18 protein-coding genes and 1 pseudogene are annotated in these 20988 nt (G+C 75.0%); 10 read left to right on the forward strand and 9 right to left on the reverse strand.

Going from position 1 to position 20988, the window contains the following annotated elements; genetic code table 11:
* The first annotated feature begins 28 nt into the window (after positions 1-28).
* Both ACGFXC_RS01825 and ACGFXC_RS01830 read left to right on the forward strand, forming a co-directional pair.
* Entirely contained in the window at positions 29-2110 is a 2082-nt protein-coding gene (locus ACGFXC_RS01825; protein WP_393708484.1) for an FG-GAP-like repeat-containing protein, read from the forward strand.
* Positions 2111-2620: 510 nt separating this feature from the next.
* A complete protein-coding gene (locus ACGFXC_RS01830) occupies positions 2621-3961 on the forward strand; it encodes a transglycosylase family protein (RefSeq protein ID WP_393708486.1) in 1341 nt (446 codons plus the stop codon).
* Between the two features lie 102 nt (positions 3962-4063).
* Here the strand turns inward: ACGFXC_RS01830 and ACGFXC_RS01835 are convergent.
* Positions 4064-4927: pseudogene (locus ACGFXC_RS01835) on the reverse strand (DMT family transporter); the annotation flags it as partial.
* Positions 4928-4935: 8 nt separating this feature from the next.
* A complete protein-coding gene (locus ACGFXC_RS01840; RefSeq protein ID WP_393708488.1) occupies positions 4936-5547 on the reverse strand; it encodes a carbonic anhydrase in 612 nt (203 codons plus the stop codon).
* A gap of 150 nt (positions 5548-5697) precedes the next feature.
* Between ACGFXC_RS01840 and ACGFXC_RS01845 the strand changes: the two genes are divergently transcribed.
* On the forward strand, positions 5698-7161 hold the full coding sequence (locus ACGFXC_RS01845) for an SDR family NAD(P)-dependent oxidoreductase (RefSeq protein WP_393708489.1): 1464 nt from the start codon (positions 5698-5700) through the stop codon (positions 7159-7161).
* Between the two features lie 80 nt (positions 7162-7241).
* Here ACGFXC_RS01845 and ACGFXC_RS01850 read toward each other — a convergent pair whose 3' ends face one another.
* Positions 7242-7676 (reverse strand): hypothetical protein, encoded by a 435-nt coding sequence (locus ACGFXC_RS01850; protein WP_393709582.1) that lies wholly within the window; start codon positions 7674-7676, stop codon positions 7242-7244.
* Between the two features lie 332 nt (positions 7677-8008).
* On the opposite strand from ACGFXC_RS01850, the gene ACGFXC_RS01855 reads away from it, so the two are divergent.
* The gene (locus ACGFXC_RS01855) at positions 8009-8179 is read left to right on the forward strand and encodes a hypothetical protein (protein WP_167456775.1); all 171 of its coding nucleotides are present in this window, start codon (positions 8009-8011) and stop codon (positions 8177-8179) included.
* Positions 8180-8378: 199 nt separating this feature from the next.
* Positions 8379-9368 carry an NAD-dependent epimerase/dehydratase family protein gene (locus ACGFXC_RS01860; protein ID WP_393708491.1) on the forward strand — a complete coding sequence of 330 codons (990 nt, stop codon included), beginning with the start codon at positions 8379-8381 and terminating at the stop codon, positions 9366-9368.
* Here ACGFXC_RS01860 and ACGFXC_RS01865 read toward each other — a convergent pair.
* The 3 genes from ACGFXC_RS01865 to ACGFXC_RS01875 all read right to left on the reverse strand — a co-directional run bounded on the left by ACGFXC_RS01865 (position 9354) and on the right by ACGFXC_RS01875 (position 12329).
* Positions 9354-10808 carry a lipase maturation factor family protein gene (locus tag ACGFXC_RS01865; protein WP_393708493.1) on the reverse strand — a complete coding sequence of 485 codons (1455 nt, stop codon included), beginning with the start codon at positions 10806-10808 and terminating at the stop codon, positions 9354-9356. The genes ACGFXC_RS01860 and ACGFXC_RS01865 overlap by 15 nt on opposite strands.
* A gap of 11 nt (positions 10809-10819) precedes the next feature.
* The gene (locus ACGFXC_RS01870; protein WP_393708494.1) at positions 10820-11365 is read right to left on the reverse strand and encodes a DUF1990 family protein; all 546 of its coding nucleotides are present in this window, start codon (positions 11363-11365) and stop codon (positions 10820-10822) included.
* Positions 11366-11450: 85 nt separating this feature from the next.
* On the reverse strand, positions 11451-12329 hold the full coding sequence (locus ACGFXC_RS01875) for a YndJ family protein (protein WP_393708496.1): 879 nt from the start codon (positions 12327-12329) through the stop codon (positions 11451-11453).
* Positions 12330-12508: 179 nt separating this feature from the next.
* On the opposite strand from ACGFXC_RS01875, the gene ACGFXC_RS01880 reads away from it, so the two are divergent.
* From ACGFXC_RS01880 to ACGFXC_RS01895, 4 genes are all read left to right on the forward strand, one after another.
* A complete protein-coding gene (locus ACGFXC_RS01880) occupies positions 12509-14176 on the forward strand; it encodes a DUF6777 domain-containing protein (protein ID WP_393708498.1) in 1668 nt (555 codons plus the stop codon).
* A gap of 35 nt (positions 14177-14211) precedes the next feature.
* A complete protein-coding gene (locus tag ACGFXC_RS01885; protein ID WP_393709583.1) occupies positions 14212-16272 on the forward strand; it encodes a SpoIIE family protein phosphatase in 2061 nt (686 codons plus the stop codon).
* A gap of 55 nt (positions 16273-16327) precedes the next feature.
* Positions 16328-17188: an Fpg/Nei family DNA glycosylase gene (locus ACGFXC_RS01890; RefSeq protein ID WP_393708500.1), complete on the forward strand. Its 861-nt coding sequence runs from the start codon at positions 16328-16330 to the stop codon at positions 17186-17188.
* A 118-nt stretch (positions 17189-17306) separates the two neighbouring features.
* Complete coding sequence (locus tag ACGFXC_RS01895; RefSeq protein ID WP_393708502.1) at positions 17307-17702, forward strand: hypothetical protein; 396 nt, start codon at positions 17307-17309, stop codon at positions 17700-17702.
* Between the two features lie 13 nt (positions 17703-17715).
* Here ACGFXC_RS01895 and ACGFXC_RS01900 read toward each other — a convergent pair whose 3' ends face one another.
* Together ACGFXC_RS01900 and ACGFXC_RS01905 are read right to left on the reverse strand one after the other, a co-directional pair.
* A complete protein-coding gene (locus ACGFXC_RS01900) occupies positions 17716-18216 on the reverse strand; it encodes a hypothetical protein (protein ID WP_393709585.1) in 501 nt (166 codons plus the stop codon).
* A gap of 221 nt (positions 18217-18437) precedes the next feature.
* Entirely contained in the window at positions 18438-18971 is a 534-nt protein-coding gene (locus ACGFXC_RS01905; protein WP_393708503.1) for a sigma-70 family RNA polymerase sigma factor, read from the reverse strand.
* A gap of 265 nt (positions 18972-19236) precedes the next feature.
* Here ACGFXC_RS01905 and ACGFXC_RS01910 point away from each other — a divergent pair, with 265 nt between their 5' ends.
* Complete coding sequence (locus ACGFXC_RS01910) at positions 19237-20460, forward strand: CapA family protein (protein WP_393708505.1); 1224 nt, start codon at positions 19237-19239, stop codon at positions 20458-20460.
* A gap of 29 nt (positions 20461-20489) precedes the next feature.
* Here ACGFXC_RS01910 and ACGFXC_RS01915 read toward each other — a convergent pair whose 3' ends face one another.
* Positions 20490-20951, reverse strand: coding sequence for a universal stress protein (locus tag ACGFXC_RS01915; RefSeq protein WP_393708507.1), 462 nt, complete (start codon positions 20949-20951; stop codon positions 20490-20492).
* Positions 20952-20988 lie beyond the last annotated feature (37 nt).

Below are 20988 nucleotides of genomic sequence, written 5' to 3' on the forward strand. Positions count from 1 at the left end.
TGATCATCAGCGAGACCTGGGGAGGGTCATGAACGTGAAGAAGACCAGGCCGGGGGGCCGGACGGGAGCGGTCCACAGACGCGCGCTCCCGTTCGCGCTGGCCGCGGGGATGGCGGCCACGGGGCTCGCCGTCCTCGCGCCGACGGCCGCCGCCGCGCCGGCCACCGCCGCCACGTCCGCCGTGTCCGTCACGGGCTGGACCCGGGTGGCCAAGAAGCACCCGGACACCACCTACTGGAAGTCGGCCGAGGCGCTGCGCGCCGGGAACGAGGGCGGCCGCGAGGGCCTGTCCCGCTCCTTCCTCCAGATCGACACGGCCGCCCTCGCCGGCGCCCGGGTCACCGGGGCCACCCTGCGCCTGCGCGGCACCGCGTCGGCCACCTGCGCGGCCGAGCCCGTGGAACTGTGGAGCACCGGCGCCGTCACCGCCAGGACGAGCTGGAACAAGCAGCCCGCCAAGGTGACCCGGCTCGCCACGGTCACCGCCTCCCGGGGCGCCGGTCCCGGCTGCCCCGCCGGGGACCTGGCCTTCGACGTCACCGCGCTGCTGCGGGACGCGGCCGCCGCGGGCCGCACCGCCGTCACCGTCGGCCTCTACGCGGCCGACGAGAAGGACACCTCCGCCTGGAAGCGCTTCGATCCGAAGAGCGCCGCCCTCCAGACCACCGTCGCCGTCCCGCCCACCGTTTCCGGGCTCGGCACCGACCCGGCGACCCCGTGCACCGGCGGGCTCATCGGCAACACCCGGATCGGCCTGTCCGCGACCGTCGACGGCCCGGACACCGGCGCCCTCGCGGCCGAGTTCCAGGTGTTCGCCGCCGGTTCGGCCACGCCCCCGCGGGCCATGACGATCCCCGCGACCAAGGGCCGTCCGGCCACCTGGTCCGTCGCGGACACCGACCTGCCGAGCGGTGACTACACCTGGCGGGCCCGCGGCACGGACGCCGCCGCCGGGCAGAGCTCCGACTGGTCCCCGTCCTGCGCCTTCTCGGTGGACCGTACGCGTCCCGCCGCGCCCCCCGTGATCAGCTCGCCCGAATTCCCGGACGGCGGACAGGGGCAGCCCGCCCACACCGGAGCGGCGCGCACCCCGGGCACCTTCACCTTCGCCACCGGCGGGGTCGAGGACCTCGCGGAGATCGTCTACTGGTCCGACTCCGACGCGGTCCGCCGTACGGTGACCCCCGGCGGCAGCGCGACGATCACCCCGCTGCTCACCGGCCCGCAGCGCGTGTACGCATACGGCGTCGACAGGGCGGGCAACCGCTCGGACACGGCGAACTACCTCTTCTACGCGGTCCGCGCCGCGCACCCCGACGTGACCGGCGACCTCAACGGGGACGGTCGCCGCGACCTGTGGACCCTCGCCGCCGACGGCCGCCTCCAGTTCCGCGCGGGCCGCGGTGACGGCGCCTTCGCCGCGCCCGTCGACGCGGGAGTGACCCTGGACCCCGCCGCGCAGATCGTCGCGGGCGGCGACTGGGGCCAGGACGGCTACAACGACCTCGTGGTGCTGGAGCCCGGCCCGTCCGGGGCCCGGCAGCTGTGGGTCTACCCGAACACCGGTCTCGGCGCGGTCGCGCCCGTCGACCGCATGGAGGTGTCGGCGCTCCGCCCCGCCGACGACCACTGGTCCGACGCACAGCAGCTCGCGTCCGCCGGGGACGTCGACGGCGACGGCCTGGCCGACCTCCTGGTGCGCCAGGGCGGGCAGCTGTGGACGTACCTCGCCAGCCCGGTGGGCTACCTGGGGGCGCCCGTGTCCGTCGGCGGCACCGGCTGGGACGCGTACACCGTCGTCAGCCCGGGTGACACCGACGGCGACGGCGCCGGTGACCTGTGGCTGCGCGAGGACGCCACCGGCGACCTGCTGAGCGTCACCGGGGCCAAGGGCGCCGACGGCGGGCAGGACGTCACCGCCTGGGGCTCCGCCGCGAAGGCCAAGATCGGTTCCGGTTTCGGCCGCGCCCCCCACCCCGTCCTCGGCTCCGCCGGCGACGTGACCGGCGACGGCTTCGCGGACCTCTGGGCCACTCGCGCCGACGGCACGACGGTGCTGTTCCGCGGCACCGCCACCGGCGTCGACCCCACCGCGGTGCCCCTGGGCTGACGGGCCCCTGCGCAGGGCGGTGCCCCCGGTGGACGAACCCCGCCGGGGGCACCGCCGTGTCCGGGGGCGTACGGGAACGGATCGGGGGAAGGTGGGACCCATGGTGCGAAACGCAGAGCAGACGCAGCCCCCGGTGCCCGAGCCGGATCCGGTGCCCCCGCCCCCGGTCCCGACGCCTCCGGTCCCGGCGCCCCCGGCTCCGACGCCCCCGGCTCCGACGCCCCCGGCTCCGACGCCCCCGGTCCCGCCCGGGCCGAGCCCGGTGCCGCCGGTGCCCACGCCGTTCCCCGAGCCCGATCCGGTGCCGCCGCCGCCCGGACCCGCGCCGATCCCGCAGCCGGGCCCGCTGAGCTGAGCCCGTACGCCCGAGCCCGTACGCCCGCCCGCGCGAGCCCCGACCCTCCGTTCGGCCGCCCCAACTCCGTTCCGCCTCCGGCTGGTTGCGGCTCTTGTCAGGGGCGGGGGGTGACGTTAGGTTGTGCGGTTCCTGATGTCTTCAAGGGGGCTCCCATGGGCGTACGGGGCCGGCACCGCCGGTACCAGCCGAGCAGCATCAACCGGGCCTCGCTCGCCGTCACCGCGGGCGGTGCGGGGATCGCGCTCCCGCTCATCGGCGCGGGGGCGGCGCAGGCCGCTTCCGTGGACACGTGGAACAAGGTCGCCGAGTGCGAGGCGACCGGCAACTGGAAGATCAACACCGGCAACGGCTACTTCGGCGGGCTGCAGTTCAGCCAGAGCACCTGGCGGGACTTCGGCGGCACCGCCTTCGCCGCGCGGGCCGACCTGGCGACCAAGGACCAGCAGATCGCGGTCGCGGAGAAGGTCCTCAAGGGGCAGGGCCCCCAGGCCTGGCCCGTCTGCGGACCGCAGTCCGGACTCAGCCGCAGCGGACCGGCCCCCGCCACCGGTGCGAAGCCGGCCCCCGCCACCGGTGCGAAGCCGGCGGGCGCCACCGCCAAGGTCCCCGGGCAGCAGGCGCCCATGGACCGGCTCCAGGCGACGAAGGCCACGACCGGCGCACCCGGTACGTCCGGCAAGGGCGCCGGCGCCGCTTCTCCCGCCCCGGTGGTCACGCCCACCCCGACCGGCACGTCCGTCCTGCCGAACCCGTACGTCGTCGCCTCCGGGGACTCGCTGTCGACGATCGCCGCCGAGCAGCACGTCGAGGGCGGCTGGCAGGCGCTCTACGAGACGAACCGGAGCACGGTCGGCGGCAACCCCGACATGATCTTCCCGGGGCAGCGGCTCACCCTCCGCGTCACCACCGCCCCCGTGGCACCGCCCGCGCAGAACCCGGAGAAGCCGCCGCGCACCGCCGAACCGGTCAAGCCCGTGGAACCTGCGGGGAAGGCCGGCCAGACCGCCGAACCGGCGGCGAAACCGGCCGCGAAGCCCAAGCCCGCCGAGCAGCCCAAGGCCGCGTCAGCGGAGCAGAAGCCGGCGTCGGGAGGCTTCACCGCCCCCGTCGACGGATCCCTCGGCACCGCCTACCACGTCGCGGGGTCGTCCTGGTCGAGCGGCTACCACACGGGCGTCGACTTCCCGGTGGCGACCGGCACCACCATCAAGGCCGTCGGCCCCGGCACCGTCGAGTCGGCCGGCTGGGCCGGTGCGTACGGGTACCAGGTCGTCATCCGGCACGCCGACGGCCGGTACTCGCAGTACGCCCACCTCTCGGCGCTCGGCGTCAAGGCCGGGCAGCAGGTCTCCGGAGGGCAGCGGATCGGCCGCTCCGGCTCGACCGGCAACACCACCGGTCCCCACCTGCACTTCGAGATGCGGACCGCGCCCGGCTACGGCTCCGACATCGACCCGCTCAAGTACCTCCGGGGCAAGGGCGTCGGCATCTGACCCCCGCACGTGCGGCGGCACGGCCGTGAGCAGCACCAGGCCGGCCGCCGCCACCACCGCGCTCGCCGCCGCGGCCAGGGCGCCCGCGGTCCCGTACCGGAAGCCCTCGTCGAACAAAGAGATCCCGACCGCCGCCGCCACCGCCGGGTTGACCACGGTCACCGTGGCGAGCGGCGCGGTCAGCCCGGCGCCCCGGTAGGCGGCCTGCGACAGCAGGAGCCCGCCGGCCGCCAGGGCGGCGATGGCCGCCAGGTCCGGCCACAGACCGACGAGCGCCCCCGCCTCGAAGCTCTCGGCCACCGACTTGGTGAACACGGAGGCCATGCCGAAGGCCGTACCGGCCGCCGTCGCCAGCAGCACGCTGCGCAGCACCGGCCGGTGCACCCGCCGGGAAGCCGCGAACAGCACGGCGGCCCCGCCCGCCGTCACCGACAGCAGCAGGCTCCGCTCCGCGCCGGCCAGCGCCTCCCGGCCCGCGCCGTCCCCGCCGGTCAGCGCCAGCAGCCCGGCCAGCCCCACGGTGGCCAGCACCGCCCCGCGCCAGGCCGCGCCGCCCGCCCGGCGCCCCACGAAAACGGCCGCCATCGGCAGGGCGAAGACGATGGTCAGCGCCCCCAGCGGCTGGACCAGGCTCAGCGGCCCGTACGCCAGGGCCAGCACGTGCAGCAGCGCGCCGAGACCGTTGAGGGCGACGGCCACCCACCAGCCGGTCCGGCGCAGCGGCGCGTACGAGCCGTCGGGAGAGCTCGCCGCGACGTACTCCTGGACGATCGCACCGCCCGCGTACGCGACGGCGGACACCAGGCAGAGGAGGACCGAGAGGGCCAGGGTGCTCATGAAATCCACCATGCCCCACTCGGGCCCGCACTTCATCCGCCCCGAGTCTTCTTGATCGACGGTCGAGTCATCCTCCCGGCATACACCAGCAGGAGTACGCGCCTCCCCGGAAGCGCACCCCCGAGCCATGCGGAGCGTCACCGGAGCCCGTCGGTCGCCTCCCCGAAGGAGACCTGGCCGGTGTCCAGGTCGAAGCGGGCCCCGATCACCACGGCCGGATCGAAGGCCCGGTCCGCGCGCAGGGTCCGCCGCACCCGGTCCACGTTGGCGGTCATCGCGTTCTCCACCCAGTCGCCCGTCAGCGACCGCGCCGTCCGGGCGGCCGGAGTCAGCTCGTCGATCACCCGGGACAGGTGCCCGCTCACCGCCCGACCGCTGCGCACCCGCTCCACGGCCGCCGAGACGGCCCCGCACCGCTCGTGCCCAAGCACCACGACCAGCCGTACGCCCAGCTCCGCGATCCCGAACTCGACGCTGCCGAGCACCGCCTCGTCCAGGGCCTGGCCGGCCGTGCGGATGCACACCAGATCGCCCAGCCCCACGTCGAAGACCCGCTCCGGCGGCACCCGCGAATCGATGCACCCGAGCACCACCGCGTACGGCCGCTGCCCGCCGGCCAGCGCCCGCCGCCGCACGCCGTCCTCCCGCGCCGGGCGCGGCCGGCCCGTCGCGTAGCGGTCGTTTCCGGAGCGCAGCAGGCGCAGCGCCTCTTCGGCGGTGGCCGTGTCACGGAGCGTACGGAGCGTCACGGGGCAATCCATACCGTGACGGCCGGCTCGCGGTGGGTGAGGCGCACGGGAACGGGTTTGGTTCCGGGCGTGTCGGCTCCGTACAGTAGCGGTTTTGGGGAGTTCCGCAGCAGGCGGACGCGGACGAGCGAACAGGGAACGGCAGCGGCCATGACGGTGACCGAAGACAACCACGCGTACGGGCCGGGCATCGACCCCGAGCGGCTGGCCCTCTGTCTCAGCGTGCTCGACGAGCTCGACGGGATCGACGTCGACCACCCCGACGCCGTCACCGTCCGCCGCGCCACCGCCGGCCTCTACCGCACGGTCAAGCAGCGCCGCCGCCAGGAGCGCCGCGCCGCCAAGACCGCCAACGACAAGGCCGTCACCGAGGCGACCGCGACCGGCTCCGCCGAACGCATCGACGACGAGACCCAGGGCAACGCGCTGAGCACCGCCACCAAGGGCCCGATCGCCGGAATACTGCAGCGCCCGCGCTCCTGCTACATCTGCAAGACCCGGTACGTCGAGGTCGACGCGTTCTACCACCAGCTCTGCCAGGAATGCGCCTCCTTCAACCGGGCCCGCCGCGACGCCCGCACCGACCTGACCGGCCGCCGCGCCCTGCTCACCGGCGGCCGGGCCAAGATCGGCATGTACATCGCGCTGCGGCTGCTGCGCGACGGCGCGCACACCACGATCACCACGCGGTTCCCCAACGACGCGGTCCGCCGCTTCAAGGCGATGCCCGACAGCTCCGAGTGGCTGCACCGGCTGAAGATCGTCGGCATCGACCTGCGCGACCCGGCCCAGGTCGTGGCGCTCGCCGACTCGGTGGCCGCCGAGGGCCCGCTCGACATCCTGATCAACAACGCGGCCCAGACCGTCCGCCGCTCCCCGGGTGCCTACAGCGAGCTCGTCGCCGCCGAGAGCGCCCCGCTCCCGGCGGGCGAGCTGCCCTCCGCCGAGGTCATCGGCACCTTCGGCAGCGGCACCGTGGACCGTGTCGCCGCGCTGCCCAGCGGCAACGGCGAGAAGCTCAGCGCCCAGGACGTCACCGACCTCGCGCTGCTCTCCGGCTCCGCCACCCCGGCCCGGATCGCGGCCGGCACCGCCATCGACGCGGGCGGCCTGGTCCCGGACCTGCACGACACCAACAGCTGGATCCAGACGGTGTCCGAAGTGGACCCGATCGAGCTGCTCGAAGTGCAGCTGTGCAACTCCACCGCGCCGTTCATCCTGATCAGCAGGCTCCGCCCGGCGATGGCCGCGGCCGAGGCCGGCCGCCGCTACGTGGTGAACGTCTCCGCCATGGAGGGCGTCTTCAGCCGCGGCTACAAGGGGGCGGGCCACCCGCACACCAACATGGCCAAGGCCGCGCTCAACATGCTGACCCGCACCAGCGCCCAGGAGATGTTCCAGAAGGACCAGATCCTGATGACCGCCGTCGACACCGGCTGGATCACCGACGAGCGTCCGCACCCCGACAAGATGCGCCTCGCCGAGGAGGGCTTCCACGCGCCCCTCGACCTGGTGGACGGCGCGGCCCGCGTCTACGACCCGATCGTCCGGGGCGAAGCGGGCGAGGACCTCTTCGGGGTCTTCCTGAAGGACTACGCCCCCGCCAACTGGTAGGCCGGGCGGCGGAACACGGACGAGGAGGGGGCGGACGGCGCGAGCCGTCCGCCCCCTCACCCGTTCGGGCGTATTGCGCCTCAGAGCCGGTAGGCCCCGGCGGCGACGAGTTCCAGCACCGGGCGCCAGTCCTCCACCACCCCCGCGTCCAGCCCCGCCGCCCGGCCCGCCCGGGCGGCCTGCCGCAGGGTCTCGGCCGCCGGATCCGCCTCCGCGTCCGCCTGCGGCTGCGGGCCCCGGACCTGCGGCCGCAGCAGCCGGGCGACCCGGTCGCCCAGCAGCGGGCGGACCGCCTCCGCCGTGCGTTCGGCCGGGTCCGGGGACGCCTCCGAGCCCTGCTGCGGGGCCTGCCCGGAGCCCGCCGGGACCAGCAACCGCCCCAGCCCGTGGAGCAGTCCGGCCACCTGGAGCTCCTTGTCGAACGGATGCGAACGGCGCAGCAGCGCCGCAGTCTGTAGTCCGAGGTCGCGGGAAGCCGCGTCCGGGGCCTCGTGACCGGCGTGCAGAAGGTCCATCAGCTCGTCGACACTGCCGAACGCGGGTACCCCAGTCCTGGCCACCGCGACTCCCTCCGTCGTCCCCGCTCGCGCGCCAACGCCCACGAGCAGACCAGCACCGGTGGACACGCCGGTGGGCGACTTCCTGAACTCGGGGGGAAAACGAGCGGTCCAGCGCGGATTTTACCGTTCCATCGAGCGGGCCCCCGCTCATATGTGTAACCTGAACGGCAAGGAGCCCCACCCCGGGCCCTGCTCCACCATGGCGCCACCGCGTCCGGAAGACCTTCATTTCCCCTATCCGGCACGCGGAAGAGCCCGCCGGGTTACGCGACACAAGGGAGTGCGCGGTGACTGAGATGACCAAGACAGACCCGACCATGGAGCGCACGGGATGGAGGGCGAGCACGCGGTCCGACGAACTCGGAAGTCTCGAGGTCTGGGCCCGCTCCGCACCCATCCGGCTGGCCGGCTACGAGGACGACCTGGCGGAGCCGCACATCCTGCCCGGCATCGACTAGGCGTCCGGGCCCGGCGGCCCACCGCGCCCCCGCACCCCCGCACCCCAGGGTGACGGGGGCGCGGCACGCCCGGACCCGCCCTCCGGGCACCGACCGTGCCGAGAGCCCCGCCGGGTTCCCGCCGCGCGTACGCCCTGAGCGTCATCGCTGTCGGCGATCACACCTTCCCCGGGCCGCCCCGCCCCGGCACTGTCGACCCATGACCACGAAACTGCTGATGCTGGGCGGCACCGAATTCGTCGGGCGCGCGATCACCGAAGACGCCCTCGCCCGGGGCTGGGAGGTGACCGTCTTCCACCGCGGCCACCACGCGCCCCCGCCGGGCACGACCGCCCTCCACGGGGACCGCACCGCTCCGGGCGGGCTGGACGCCCTCGCCGCGGGCGAGTGGGACCTGGTCGCGGACACCTGGGGCGGCGCCCCCACCGCGGTGCGCGACAGCGCCCGCCTGCTGGCCGGCCGGGCCGGCGGGTACGCGTACATATCCAGCCGGTCGGTGTACGTCTACCCCGCCCCGGCCGGGCTCGCCGAGGACGGGCCGGTCGTGGAGGGTTCGCCCGACGCCGGCTCCACCGACTACGCCGAGGACAAGCGCGGCGGCGAGCTCGCCGCGCAGGCCGCCTTCGGGGACCGCGCCCTGCTGGCGCGCGCCGGGCTGATCCTCGGCCCGTACGAGAACGTCGGCCGACTGCCCTGGTGGCTGAACCGGATCGCCCGCGGCGGCCCGTTCGTCGCCCCCGGCCGCCCCGGGCTGCCGCTCCAGTACGTCGACGTGCGCGACCTCGCCCACTGGGTCCTGGACGCGGCGGCGGCCGGGCTCGGCGGCGCCTACGACGTGGTCTCGCCGACCGGGCACGCCACCATGGGCGGATTCCTCGCCGCCTGCGTGGCCGCCACCGGCTCGGACGCCGAGCCGCACTGGAGGGCGGACGCGGTGATCGAGGAGGCGGGGGTCCAGCCCTGGACCGAACTGCCGGTCTGGCTCCCGGAGGGCGAACTGGCCGACCACATGTTCGGCGGGGACGTCTCCAAGGTCCTGGCGGCGGGCCTGCGCTGCCGCCCCGTCGAGGAGACGGTCGCCGACACCTGGAGCTGGCTCACCTCGCTCGGCGGGGTCGCCCCGCAGCGCCCCGACCGTCCCGGCAAGGGCATATCGGCCGAGCAGGAGGCCCTGCTACTCGGCCTCTGAACCGTCCGGGACCGCCCCCGGCCCGGTCGTCAGCCGGGTCGGCGGCAGGTACTCGCGCACCAGGGTGCGGTGCCACCAGGCGCCCGTCGCGCGCAGTTCGCGCCGGGTGGTGAAGCGGTACCGGTAGAGCCGGGCCCGTACGAAGAGCGGCGGGGCGTCCGGGAAGGGGTTGTGGCGCAGCAGCCGCAGCGTGTCCCGGTCGCCCGCCAGCAGCCGTTCCACGAACGGCCCGAACCAGTCCCGGGCGTAGGCGGGGGAGAGCGCCGCGAACCACATCAGCCAGTCGAGGCGCAGGTGGTACGGGGCGAACTGGCGCGGCAGCCGCCGCGGGTCACCCGGTTTGCCCCGGAACCCGTACTCCCGCCAGGCGCCGTCCTCGCGGGGCACCGGATCGGCCGTCCCCTCGACGACCACCTCCTCGCGCACCCGCCCCACCGTGCCGAACGCCCCGTAGGTGTTGACCAGGTGGAGCGGGTCGAAGGAGCGGTTCATCACCTGGCGCGGCGAGATCATGTTGGACACCGGATGCCGGCTCAGCACCAGCACCAGCGCCGTCACCGCGCACACCAGCACCACGAACCACAGCGGCGCCGCGCGCGAGGCGGCGGCGGGCGGCGCCCCCGCAAGCGCGGTGAAGTCGACGGCCGACAGTGCGAGCGTGATCGTCAGCCAGTTGAGCCAGGCGAAGTTGCCCGACAGCACCAGCCACAGCTGGGTGGCCACGATCAGCCCCGCGGCGTACGAGGCCGCCGGCTGGGGCGCGAACAGCACGACCGGCACCACCAGTTGGGTCACGTGGTTGGCCGCGCACTCCACCCGGTGCACGGGCCGCGGCAGATGGTGGAAGAACCAGCTCAGCGGTCCCGGCATCGGCTGCGTCTCATGGTGGTGGTAGAGGCAGGTGAGCTTGCGCCAGCAGGCGTCGCCCCGCAGTTTGATCAGCCCGGCGCCGAACTCCACCCGGAACAGCAGCCAGCGCAGCAGCCACAGCACCAGCACGGGCGGCCCGGTCCGGGCGTTGCCGAGGAAGACCGCCAGGAAACCGGTCTCCAGGAGCAGGGATTCCCAGCCGAAGGAGTACCAGGTCTGCCCGACGTTCACGATCGACAGGTAGAGCAGCCACAGCACCGCCCACAGCCCCATGGCGGCGCCCAGCGGCAGCAGGTCCCCCGCGCCCGCCGCCAGCGCCGCCGCCAGGGCCGCCCCGGCCCAGGCGCAGCCCGCGAAGAGGCCGTCCGCGTAGCGCAGTTGGAACAGGCTCGGAGCCTGACGGAAGGGCACGTACCGCACGTAGCGGGGGACGGGCAGCATCCCGTGCGCCCCGATCAGCGCCCGGAACTGCAGGGCGGCCGCGACGAACGCGCAGACGTAGACGCCCGCCAGGGCCCGCTGGAAGACCAGCCGGCCGAGCCAGTAGCCGGGCGCCGTGAACCAGTCCATCCCCTCCAGTATCAGGCGCGGGCGGCCAGCGCGCGCACGTGGCGGCCGAGGTGGCGCGCGTAGGCGTGCTGGAGCAGGGGCAGCACCGGCCCCGCGAGGCGCGTGTACCAGCGGTCCGGGCGGCTGAAGGCCGTCACCGTGAACCAGACCGCCCCGTCGTCGTCGATCTCCACGACGAAGGACTCCTCGCCGCGGGCCGGGTGCCCGGTCCTGGTCCCGTAGGCGAAACCCGTACGGGCGGGCTCGTACGCGGTCCAGATCACCTCGCAGGGGGCGGTGATCCGCAGCGGCCCGAGGCCCATCCCCACCTCCACCCGCAGGCCCGGCCGGACGGCCGCCGCCTGGTCGGCGGCGGCGGTGCGCACGCGCATGCCCGAAGCGCGGTGGGCGACGAACGTGGTCACGGCCGCCCCGGCGGCTTCGAAGGCGGGCCTGCCCCGGCCGATCCGGGCGCGGTGGCGCAGGTGGTTGTACCCGGCGGGCAGCGGGCGGCCGGAGGTCGCGCCCCGGTCGGGGTAGTTGAGGGTCTCCTGGCGGGCACCGGTCAGGCGGGTCATGGGGTGTTCTCCGTTCGTGGAGGTCGTGGAGGTCGTGGAGGTCGTGGACCGTGCGCGGCCGGGCGGCGCGTCTGCCGGGGAGCCGTCACGGCGCGGCGGGCGCCATGGGGACCAGCGGAGCCGGGGGCCCGGCGGGCGCGGCGGCCAGCCTGCGCCACGCCAGGAGCGAGCACAGCGCGAAGCCGAGCGCGTTGCCCAGGCCGTGCGTGGCGGCCATCCAGGTCAGCGTGGGGTGGACGATCCCGGTGGCCTCACCGGCCGCCCACCACAGGGCGAGCAGCATCGTCGCCACCAGCACCACGGCCGAGACGGCCAGGAGCGCCCGGGTGGTCCGGTCGCGCGCTGCGGGCCGCACCTCCCGCCAGGTCGTCAGCGCCACCGCCCACATCCCCGTGGTCAGCACCACCGCGCCCAGCAGCTCGGCCCAGTCGTCGACGAAGTAGCCGAGGAGCACGAGCAGGGTCCCCGCCGGGACGCTGTACGCGGCCCAGCGCGCCCCGCGCCGCCCGGGCGCCGTCCGGCACACCAGTCCGGCGACCAGGGCGGCGGTGAACCCGGCGAAGTGGAAGTGCGGGACGGTCAGGGCCAGGACGTCCAGGTCGAAGCCGAACAGCCGGTACCCGGCCCGCTCCGCGACCAGGGCGCTCGCGGCGACCGAGGGCGACAGGAGCGCCGTCAGCACGGCCGTCTCGGCGGGGGCGCACACGCCGGACCCGGCGCCCCGGAGGCGACCGAACCGGGCGACGGCGGCCCCCGCCAGGGCCAGCGCGGCGGCCGCGTACAGCGCGGCGAGCGCGGTGGCGGCCGGTCCGCGCGGGAGCCACGTGCACAGCACGCCGGGCAGCGCCGCCGCCGGCCAGAGCCGGGCCGCGCGGCGCAGGCCGCCGGGATCGATCAGGCGCAGGCCCAGGGGGACCGCGCAGCACATCCCGAGGGCGACCACCAGGTTCACGAGCACCGTCACGCCACACTCCTTTGAACGCGTTCAACCGGCGATCGTGACCCTACGTCGTTTCTTGAACATGTTCAATCCTTTCGGGGTCCGGGAGGAGGAGGCTCGTGGGGCTTCGGCGCTCCGGTTGCGGCGTCCCGGGAGATGCGGCAGACAGGACAAGAACAATCGGGGCGAAAAGGGAGAGCAGCGTGAACGACGTGAATGACGTGCCCGCACCGACACCCCGTCAGGCGCCGCGCCGTCACGTACCGGCCTGCGCGGCCCTCTTGGCGGTCGTCGGCCTCCTCGCCGCGGGCTGCTCGACCGCGGAGCCCGAACAGACCAAGGGAGCCGCCGCCGGAGCGCAGGAGCTCGCTCTCCAGCCCGTCGGCGCCCCCGGCCCCGACCCCTTCACCCCTTCGTCCGCCACCGCCGAATCGGCGCCCGTCCAGCCCCCGCTGCCCAACGCGAGCGGCCGTGGGATCCGTACGGTGGGCGCCGCCACCCCCGGTCTGTACGGCGGCACCAACCGGCTCGGCAGCTGCGACGTCGAGCGCCAGGTCACCCTCCTCACGGCCGATGACGGCAAGTCACGCACCTTCGCCGAGGCGGCCGGAGTCACCCAGGAGAAGATCCCGGAGTTCCTGCGCGGGCTCACCCCGGTGGTCCTGCGGGCGGACACCAGGATCACCAACCACGGCTTCCTCGACGGCCGGGCCTCCGGCTACCAGTCCGTCCTCCAGGCCGGGACGGCCGTCCTCGTCGACGACCACGGCATGCCCCGGGTCCGGTGCGCCTGCGGCAACCCGCTGGCCGCGCCGCTCGGCGCGAAGGGCACCCCGGTGCTCAAGGGCGACCAGTGGAACGGTTACCAGCCCAACCAGGTCATCGTCATCGAGCCGACCGTCGAGGCGGTCAACCGGCTGGTCATCGTGAACATCGCCGACAACACCTGGATCGAGCGCAAGACCGGCGACGACGGGGCCCAGGACCGGGTTCCCGCGGTGCCGCCCCCCTACGACCCCTCCGCGGGCATCCCCGAGGGCCCCGCCACGCCGCCCGACCCGTCCGACCCCTGCGCCGGTCCGGACGCCAACAGCCTGGCCCGGACCACCCCGCCGAAGGCGCCGGCCGCACCCCCGTCGGCGCCCCCGCCCGGCTCGCCGTCCGGGCCGCCGCCCTCCGGCGCCAACGAAGCCCCCGCCCCTCCGGCGGCCGGACCGCCCGGCGCACCGGCCGCCCCCGCCGGCCCGCAGGCCGGCCTCCCGGACGAGCAGGCGCCCGTGCTCGACGCCCGGGGCGTGCCGCTGGACGAGCTCGCGCCGCCCCTGGACCCGTCGGCCGCACCCCTCGGCGAGCAGCCGCCTCCGCTCGACGCCCGCGGTGTGCCGCTGGACGAGCTCGCGCCGCCCCTGGACCCGTCGGCAGCCCTCGGTGGGCAGGCACCTCCGCTCGACGCCCGCGGTGTGCCGCTGGACGAGCAGGCTCCGCCACTGGCTCCGCCGTCCGGGTCCGGCGCGCCCGGCGCGCCCGGCGCGCCCGGAGCCCCCGGCCCGTCGGCCACCCCCTGCGCCCCCCGTACGGGCACGGGTACGGGCGCCGATGCCGCGCCGAACACCCCGGCCGCCCCGCAGCAGCCGCCCTCCGGGAACCCCGCCGACCCGTCCGGCGGCGAAGCGCTCGCGCCCGACCAGCCGCGCCGGGCCCCGGCCGACCCGGAGCTGCCGCGCACCCCGGACGGGCAGACGTACGACCCCTTCGCCTCCCCGGACCAGCAGCCGCCCGCCGACCAGCCGCCCGCCGACCGCCCGTTCGCCGACCAGCCGCCCGCCGACCAGCCCGCGGCTGCGCAGGCGCCCTTCGCGGAGGGCGCCTGAGCCAGGGGCATAGCTGGGGGGCGCCCGGCCGGGCCCTGTGTCATGGTGGACCGGTGCCGAGCAGCGCATCTCCGCCGGAGGACTGGCCCGCGCACCCGGACCGGTCGCTCTCCCTGAACCGGATGGGCAGTTTCGACTGGGACCTGGTCACCGGGCTCATGCACATGGACGCGGCCGCCCTCGAAGTCTTCGACACCACCGCCGACGCGTACGACGGGCGGCCCGAGTCACTGGGCCCCCGCGTCCCCGCCGTCGAGGCGGCCCGGCTGGACGCCCTCGTCTCCAGCGCCCTCAAGAGCGGGTCCGAGAGCTACGGCGCCTACTTCCGCATCCGCTGCCGCGACGGCCTCCCGCGCTGGACCCACACCCAGGGCCGGGTCCTGCGCGACCGGGACGGACGCCCCTACCGGATCATCGGCATCGTCCGTGACGCGACCGAGGAGCTCAGCCACTCGGCCGAGCGCCTCGGACTCGACGACGAGCGGCGCCGTCAGACCTCCGTGGTCGAGAGCACCACGGCGGCCCTGGCCCACGCCCGCACCGTCAAGGACGTCATCGACGCCCTCGGGGACGCCCACGGACTGGAGCGGCTCGGCTCGATGGGCATGGTCATGGGCCTCGTCGAGGCCGGCCGGATCCACCTGGTGGCCGAAGGCCCGGAGGGCAGTTTCGTCCCCGGCACCCGCTACACCCGCATCGACGAGCAGTACCCCATGAGCGAGGTCGTGCGCTCGCTCCAGCCCCGCTTCCTCGATTCGGCGGAGGAGTTCGCCGCCGACTACCCCGCCCTCTGGGCGAAGATCTCCGCCATGCGGATCTCGGCCGCCGCGTACCTGCCGCTGATCGCCCAGGCCCGGCCCATCGGTGCGATCGGCCTCCTCTACCAGGACAAGGACGGCTTCACCCAGGACGAGCGGAACCTGCTCGTCGCCCTCGGCAGCAGCATCGCGCAGAGCCTCCAGCGGGCGATGCTGCTCGAACAGGAGCACGACCTCGCCGAGGGTCTCCAGCAGGCGATGCTGCCCCGCCGCATTCCGGCCGTCACCGGCGCGGAGATCGCCGTCCGCTACCGGTCCGCGCGGATGGGCCAGGACATCGGCGGGGACTGGTACGACGTCGTCTCCCTGCCCGGCGGGCGCGTCGGCGCGGTCATCGGCGACGTCCAGGGACACGACACGCACGCGGCGGCCGTCATGGGACAGCTGCGCATCGTCCTGCGCGCCTACGCGGCCGAGGGCCACGCGCCCGCCACCGTGATCGCCCGGGCCTCCGTCTTCCTGCACGAACTGGACACCGACCGGTTCGCCACCTGCACCTACGCGGAGGCGGACCTCTCCACCGGCGTCCTCCAGATCGTCCGCGCCGGCCACCTCGACCCGCTGCTGCGGACTCGGGACGGGGACTGCCGGCGGCTGCCGGTGGAGGGCGGCATGCCGCTCGGGCTGTCCGCCGAGTTCGGCCGTCTGGAGTACCCGGTGACCACGGTGGAGCTCGACCCGGGGGAAACGCTCCTGCTCTGTACGGACGGACTGGTCGAACAGCCCGGCGCGGACCTGGACGACGGCATCCGCTTCCTCACCGACCTGGTCCGCAACGGGTCCTCCGACCTCCAGCGGCTCGCCGACCGGCTGTGCGAGGTCGCCGACGACCGGGGCGACGACGACATGGCCCTGCTCCTGCTGCGCCGCCGGGACGAGGACGCCCCGCAGGCCGGCGGCCGCTTCCAGCAGCACGTGGCGCCCGGGGACCCCGAAGCACTGGTCGCCGCCCGGCACATGATCGGCGCGGCCGTACGGGCCTGGGGCGCGCGCGGCCGGGCCGACGAGATCGAGCTGGTCGCCGACGAGCTGATCGTGAACGCCCTGATGCACACCGACGGCCCCGCGATCGTGACCCTGCGCGTGCTGACCGGCCCGGAGCGCCGGATCCGGGTCGAGGTGGAGGACCGCTCCAGTGCCCTGCCGCGCCGCCGGGAAGCCGGGGACGCGGGGGTGTCGGGACGTGGTCTGATGCTGGTGGACCGGCTGGCGGACTGCTGGGGAGTGGAGCCGCGGGGCAGCGGCAAGTGCGTGTGGTGCGAGTTCGTGATGGGCTGAGCCGGTTCCGGGCCGCCGGGTCGCGCTCCGCGGCGGGCCGCGGCAGGCTGGGAGGATGCCCGAGCTGCCGGAGGTCGAGGCCCTGAGGGAGTTCCTCGGCGAACACCTCGCCGGGCGGGTCGTCGAGCGCGTCCTGCCGCTCGCCGTCAGCGTGCTCAAGACGTACGACCCCCCGCTCACCGCCCTCGAAGGACAGCCGGCCGGCCCCGTCGCCCGGTACGGCAAGTTCCTGGCCCTCGGCATCGGCGGCCTCCACCTCGTCACGCACCTGGCCCGGGCCGGCTGGCTGCGCTGGCAGGACGCCCTGCCCGCCGCGCCGCCCCGGCCGGGCAAGGGGCCGCTGGCGCTGCGCCTCGTACTGGAGGGCGGCGGCGGCTTCGACCTCACCGAGGCGGGCACCCAAAAGCGCCTCGCCGTCTACGTGGTGCGCGATCCCCTGGAAGTTCCCGGCATCGCCCGGCTGGGTCCCGATCCGCTTGCGGAGGGCTTCGACCGGGCCGCCTTCGCCGCGCTGCTGGCGGACGAGCGGCGGCAGATCAAGGGCGTCCTGCGCGACCAGAGCGTGATCGCGGGCATCGGCAACGCCTACAGCGACGAGATCCTGCACGCGGCCCGGGTCTCCCCCTTCAAACTGGCCTCCTCCTTCGACGAGGAGCAGGTCACCCACCTCTACGAGGCGCTCGGGGACACCCTGCGCGGGGCCGTCGAACGGGCCCACGGACTGGCGGCGGGGCAGCTCAAGGCGGAGAAGAAGAGCGGGCTGCGGGTGCACGGCCGGGCGGGGGAGGCGTGCCCGGTGTGCGGGGACACCGTCCGCTCGGTGTCGTTCGCCGACTCCTCGCTCCAGTACTGCCCCACCTGCCAGACCGGGGGCAAGCCGCTCGCGGACCGCAGGCTCTCCCGGCTGCTGAAGTAGCCGGCTGGGGGAGCCCGCTGCGGCGGCCCGCTGCGGCGGCCCGCTGCGGCGGCCCGCCGCAGCGGCCCGCCGGAGGAGCCCTCCGCACGCGCCCGGGCGGCGCATAGAATCCGGCAGCATGTCGCAGGACCAGCAGCGCCCGCCGCCGCGGCGGGAGGTCGTCACGGGAGTGCCCCGGGGCAACCGCCGCCGGCCGCCCGCGCACACCCCGGCCCGCTCGGAGATCTCCGAGCAGACCACCCTGGGGGCCACCTACGTACGGGCCCTGATGCGCGGCCAGCTCCGGGCCGCCCTGGCCGCCCTGGCCGTCCTGGCCCTGCTCCTCGGGCTGCTGCCGCTGGCCTTCCTGCTGCCCCGGACGGTCGCGGGCCCGGTGGTCTGGGCCGCCCTCGGGCTGGTGGCGTACCCGGTGATGTGGCTCATCGCCCGCTGGTACGTGGGCCGGTGCGAGCGCAACGAGGCCGACTTCACCGGCCTGGTGACGGACCCGGCCGAGCCCCCGTCCCCCGGCTGAGCGCCGCCCGGGCTCAGAACAGGTGCATCGCCAGGTGGCCCAGGGGGAGGCCGAGCTGCCAGGCCGGGGTCCACACGCGGGCGTTCTCGTCCAGGCCCGCCGGATCGTCGGCGTGGCCGTGGCGGCCGGGGTCGAGGTTGGTGGCGAACAGCTCGGTGCGGTCCAGCCAGCGCCAGGCCGCCCGGGCCAGCTCCAGGTCCGGGTCCTCGGCGCCGCCGCGTTCGCGGGCCTCCTCGCCCAGGGCCAGGAAGCGGGTGTCGACCCAGTCCCGCCACGGATGGCCGTACGCGGTCAGGGAGAGCCACTCCTCCAGCTGCGAGACCACCCGGATCCCGGAGAGCTCACCGGCCGCGTCCGAGAGGTAGATCGTCAGCGCGAGCGTGTCCCGCCCGGCCCGGAACTCCAGCGTGCTCACCGGGATCAGCCGTCCCGTGCGCAGCAGCTCGTCCGCGATGTACTCCGCGTAGAGCCATGCCATGGGCACGGCCAGTCCGCCGTCACTGGTGCCGTTCATACCCTCGGGCTGCACCGTTCCACCTTCTCCCGCGCGTCGAGCGTCCCGCCGTCGTCCACGAGCCTTCACCGGCCGCCTCGTGGAACGGAGGATGTTTACTCAACTTGAACGGACTGGTGCCGATATCGGTGCGGTCCGTGTCCGGTTCCTGCGCACGGCGGGCGTTCCTTGAGTGGTTCTCCACTGCGGCCGGAGCGTGCGACGGGGCGGCGGCCCCGCCCTCAGGCGCCGAGCCCGTACCCCTGGAGGCCCTTGCGCAGGGCGCGCAGGGCGTAATACGTACGGGATTTGACCGTTCCGGCCGGAATGCCGAGCTCCGCCGCCGCTTCGGCCACCGAGCGGTCCCGGAAGTAGACCTGCATCAGCACCTCGCGGTGCTCCGGGCCCAGGCTGCCCACCGCCCGGCGGACGTCGATGGCGGTGACCGAGCCCGCCACCGCGTCCTCGGGCGCGGGTGCCTGTTCCAGGCCGTCGGGGTCGACCTCCTGGGGCCGGGACAGCCGGGCGCGGCGGGCGTCGATCGCCAGCCGGCGCGCGACGGTGAACAGCCAGGGCCGCATGGACTCGTGCCCGGTGTCGAGCACCTCCGGATGCTGCCAGACCCGTACCAGGGTCTCCTGGACGAGGTCCTCGGCGCGCTGGGCGTCCCCTGCCGTGAGTCCGAGCAGAAAACCGAACAGGGCCCGCCCGTGTTCGCGCTGGAGCGCGGCGAGCGCCTCGGGCTGCGTGCGCTGGAGCGTGGGGGAGAGCGGCACGGTGGCTCCTTCCGGTGCGCGGGGTTCCACCCACCCTCACCTGCGCGGAGCTGCCCGGGAACCGTCGGGCCGCGCTGTTGCGCCCAACCACCCGGGTCGTCCGGTGGGCGGCCGTGGCGGGCGACGAACGGTCGAACGGCACGGTGAACGGACGTACGCCGTCGGGGTGGGGCCCGGCCGGGAGGCGGCCCCGGTCCTTGACTTGCGATGCCTTCTCTTGTGGATTTCGGAATGTCCGATAGTCCTACAAATAAAGGCTGGACAGATGACCAAGCGCACCCGGCAGGCCCTCGCGCTCCTGTCGGCCCTCCTGCTGTCCCCGGCGGCCGCCGCCTGCTCCGCCGCGCCCCGCGCATCCGCCCCCGCCCACCTCGGTTCCGCCGCGGCCCCCGCGGGCACGGCCGGCACCGCCGGTCCCAAGGGTGGCGCCACGCCCGCCGCGGCCCGCGGTTTCACCCTGGTCGCGAGCGGCGACGTACTGCCGCACACCTCGATCATCACCCGCGCCGCCCAGGACGCCGGCGGCGACGGCTACGACTTCCGGCCCATGTTCTCCGCCGTCAAACCCCTGGTCTCGGCGGCCGACCTCGCCCTGTGCCACATGGAGACGATCTACGGCGAGGACGGCGGGCCGTTCAGCGGCTACCCCGCCTTCGTCTCCCCGCCCTCGGTGGCCGACGCGCTGAAGGACGCCGGGTACGACGGCTGCTCCACCGCCTCCAACCACACCCTGGACGACGGCGGCGAGGGCCTCGCGCGCACCCTGGACCGCTTCGACAAGGTCGGCCTGGGTCACGCCGGATCCGCCCGGACCGCCGCGGAGGCCGCCCGGACCACCCTCTACACGGCGGGCTCCGCGAAGGTCGCGCACCTCGCGTACACCTACGACACCAACGGCTACCCCATGCCCGACGGACAGCCGTGGGCGGTCAACCTCATGCGCCAGGACCGGATCGTCGCCGACGCGCGGGCCGCCCGCCGGGCGGGTGCGGACGTCGTGCTGGTCAGCCTGCACTGGGGCACGGAGTGGCAGACCGAACCGGACGAGACGCAGCTTTCCCTCGGCAAGGCGCTGACCGCCTCGCAGACCGGCGGCCGGCCGGACGTGGACATGATCCTCGGCACGCACGCCCACATCCCGCAGGCCTACGAGAAGGTCAACGGGACCTGGGTCGTCTACGGGATGGGCGACCAGGTCGCCGGGGAGATGTTCAACTACTCGGGCGCCCGTGACATGCGCGGCAACTACGGCTCCATCGGCCGTTTCACCTTCGCCCCGCCCGCCGCCCCCGGGCAGCGCTGGCAGGTGACGAAGGCGGAGTTCGTGCCCCAGATGATGGACCTGTCCACGGGCCGGATCGTCGACCTTCCGGCCGCCTTGGCCGAGGACCCCGGCAACGAGGGGTACGAGACCGCGCGGGAGGCCGTCTCGGAGGCCGTCCTCAGCCGCGGCGCGGCCGGGGACGGCCTGCGGGCCGCCGCCCGCTGAGCGGTGGCCCGCAGGCGGGGAAGGCGCCGCTACGGGACGACGGTGACGGGCCACCGGCCCGCCTTGACCAGGCGCACGGCCACCGAGCCGACGATGCGGTGGCCCGCCTGTTCCGAGGCGCCGACCACCACGGCGTCCGCCGTCAGCTCCTCCGCCGCCGCCACGAGCCCCGCGTACGGGTCCCCGCGGAAGGTGTGGAACTGCCAGCGCACCTCGAAGATGCCCCTGAGACGCTCCGCGGAGGCGCGGACCTCCGCCACGATCCCCTCCGCGATCTCCCCGGTGGTGTCCGCGACCGGCACCCCCAGGGAGGCGCCGGCCGGCATCACCGGCTGGACGTACACCAGCGCCAGCAACGCGTTCTGCCGACGGGCCAGCCCCGCCGCGTAGGCGGCGGCCCGCAGCGAGGAATCGGATCCGTCAACTCCGGCGAGGATCACCTTCGGGCCGTCGGTACCGCGCTCGAAACCCGTGTTCACATGCTCTGTCACCCTTCCGAGATTAGGCGCTTCGCCGCGCGGACCCGCG

Source organism: Streptomyces sp. NPDC048507 (assembly GCF_043199995.1).
In the GTDB taxonomy this organism is placed as follows: domain Bacteria; phylum Actinomycetota; class Actinomycetes; order Streptomycetales; family Streptomycetaceae; genus Streptomyces.

What these genes read in the sequence shown, in the direction of transcription:
- ACGFXC_RS01825 (WP_393708484.1), top strand. Translation starts at nt 29, where the DNA reads ATGAACGTGAAGAAGACCAGGCCGGGGGGCCGGACGGGAGCGGTCCAC.
- ACGFXC_RS01830 (WP_393708486.1), top strand. Translation starts at nt 2,621, where the DNA reads ATGGGCGTACGGGGCCGGCACCGCCGGTACCAGCCGAGCAGCATCAAC.
- ACGFXC_RS01845 (WP_393708489.1), top strand. Translation starts at nt 5,698, where the DNA reads ATGACGGTGACCGAAGACAACCACGCGTACGGGCCGGGCATCGACCCC.
- ACGFXC_RS01850 (WP_393709582.1), bottom strand. Translation starts at nt 7,676, where the DNA reads ATGGACCTTCTGCACGCCGGTCACGAGGCCCCGGACGCGGCTTCCCGC.
- ACGFXC_RS01860 (WP_393708491.1), top strand. Translation starts at nt 8,379, where the DNA reads ATGACCACGAAACTGCTGATGCTGGGCGGCACCGAATTCGTCGGGCGC.
- ACGFXC_RS01865 (WP_393708493.1), bottom strand. Translation starts at nt 10,808, where the DNA reads ATGGACTGGTTCACGGCGCCCGGCTACTGGCTCGGCCGGCTGGTCTTC.
- ACGFXC_RS01870 (WP_393708494.1), bottom strand. Translation starts at nt 11,365, where the DNA reads ATGACCCGCCTGACCGGTGCCCGCCAGGAGACCCTCAACTACCCCGAC.
- ACGFXC_RS01890 (WP_393708500.1), top strand. Translation starts at nt 16,328, where the DNA reads ATGCCCGAGCTGCCGGAGGTCGAGGCCCTGAGGGAGTTCCTCGGCGAA.
- ACGFXC_RS01895 (WP_393708502.1), top strand. Translation starts at nt 17,307, where the DNA reads ATGTCGCAGGACCAGCAGCGCCCGCCGCCGCGGCGGGAGGTCGTCACG.
- ACGFXC_RS01900 (WP_393709585.1), bottom strand. Translation starts at nt 18,216, where the DNA reads ATGAACGGCACCAGTGACGGCGGACTGGCCGTGCCCATGGCATGGCTC.
- ACGFXC_RS01910 (WP_393708505.1), top strand. Translation starts at nt 19,237, where the DNA reads ATGACCAAGCGCACCCGGCAGGCCCTCGCGCTCCTGTCGGCCCTCCTG.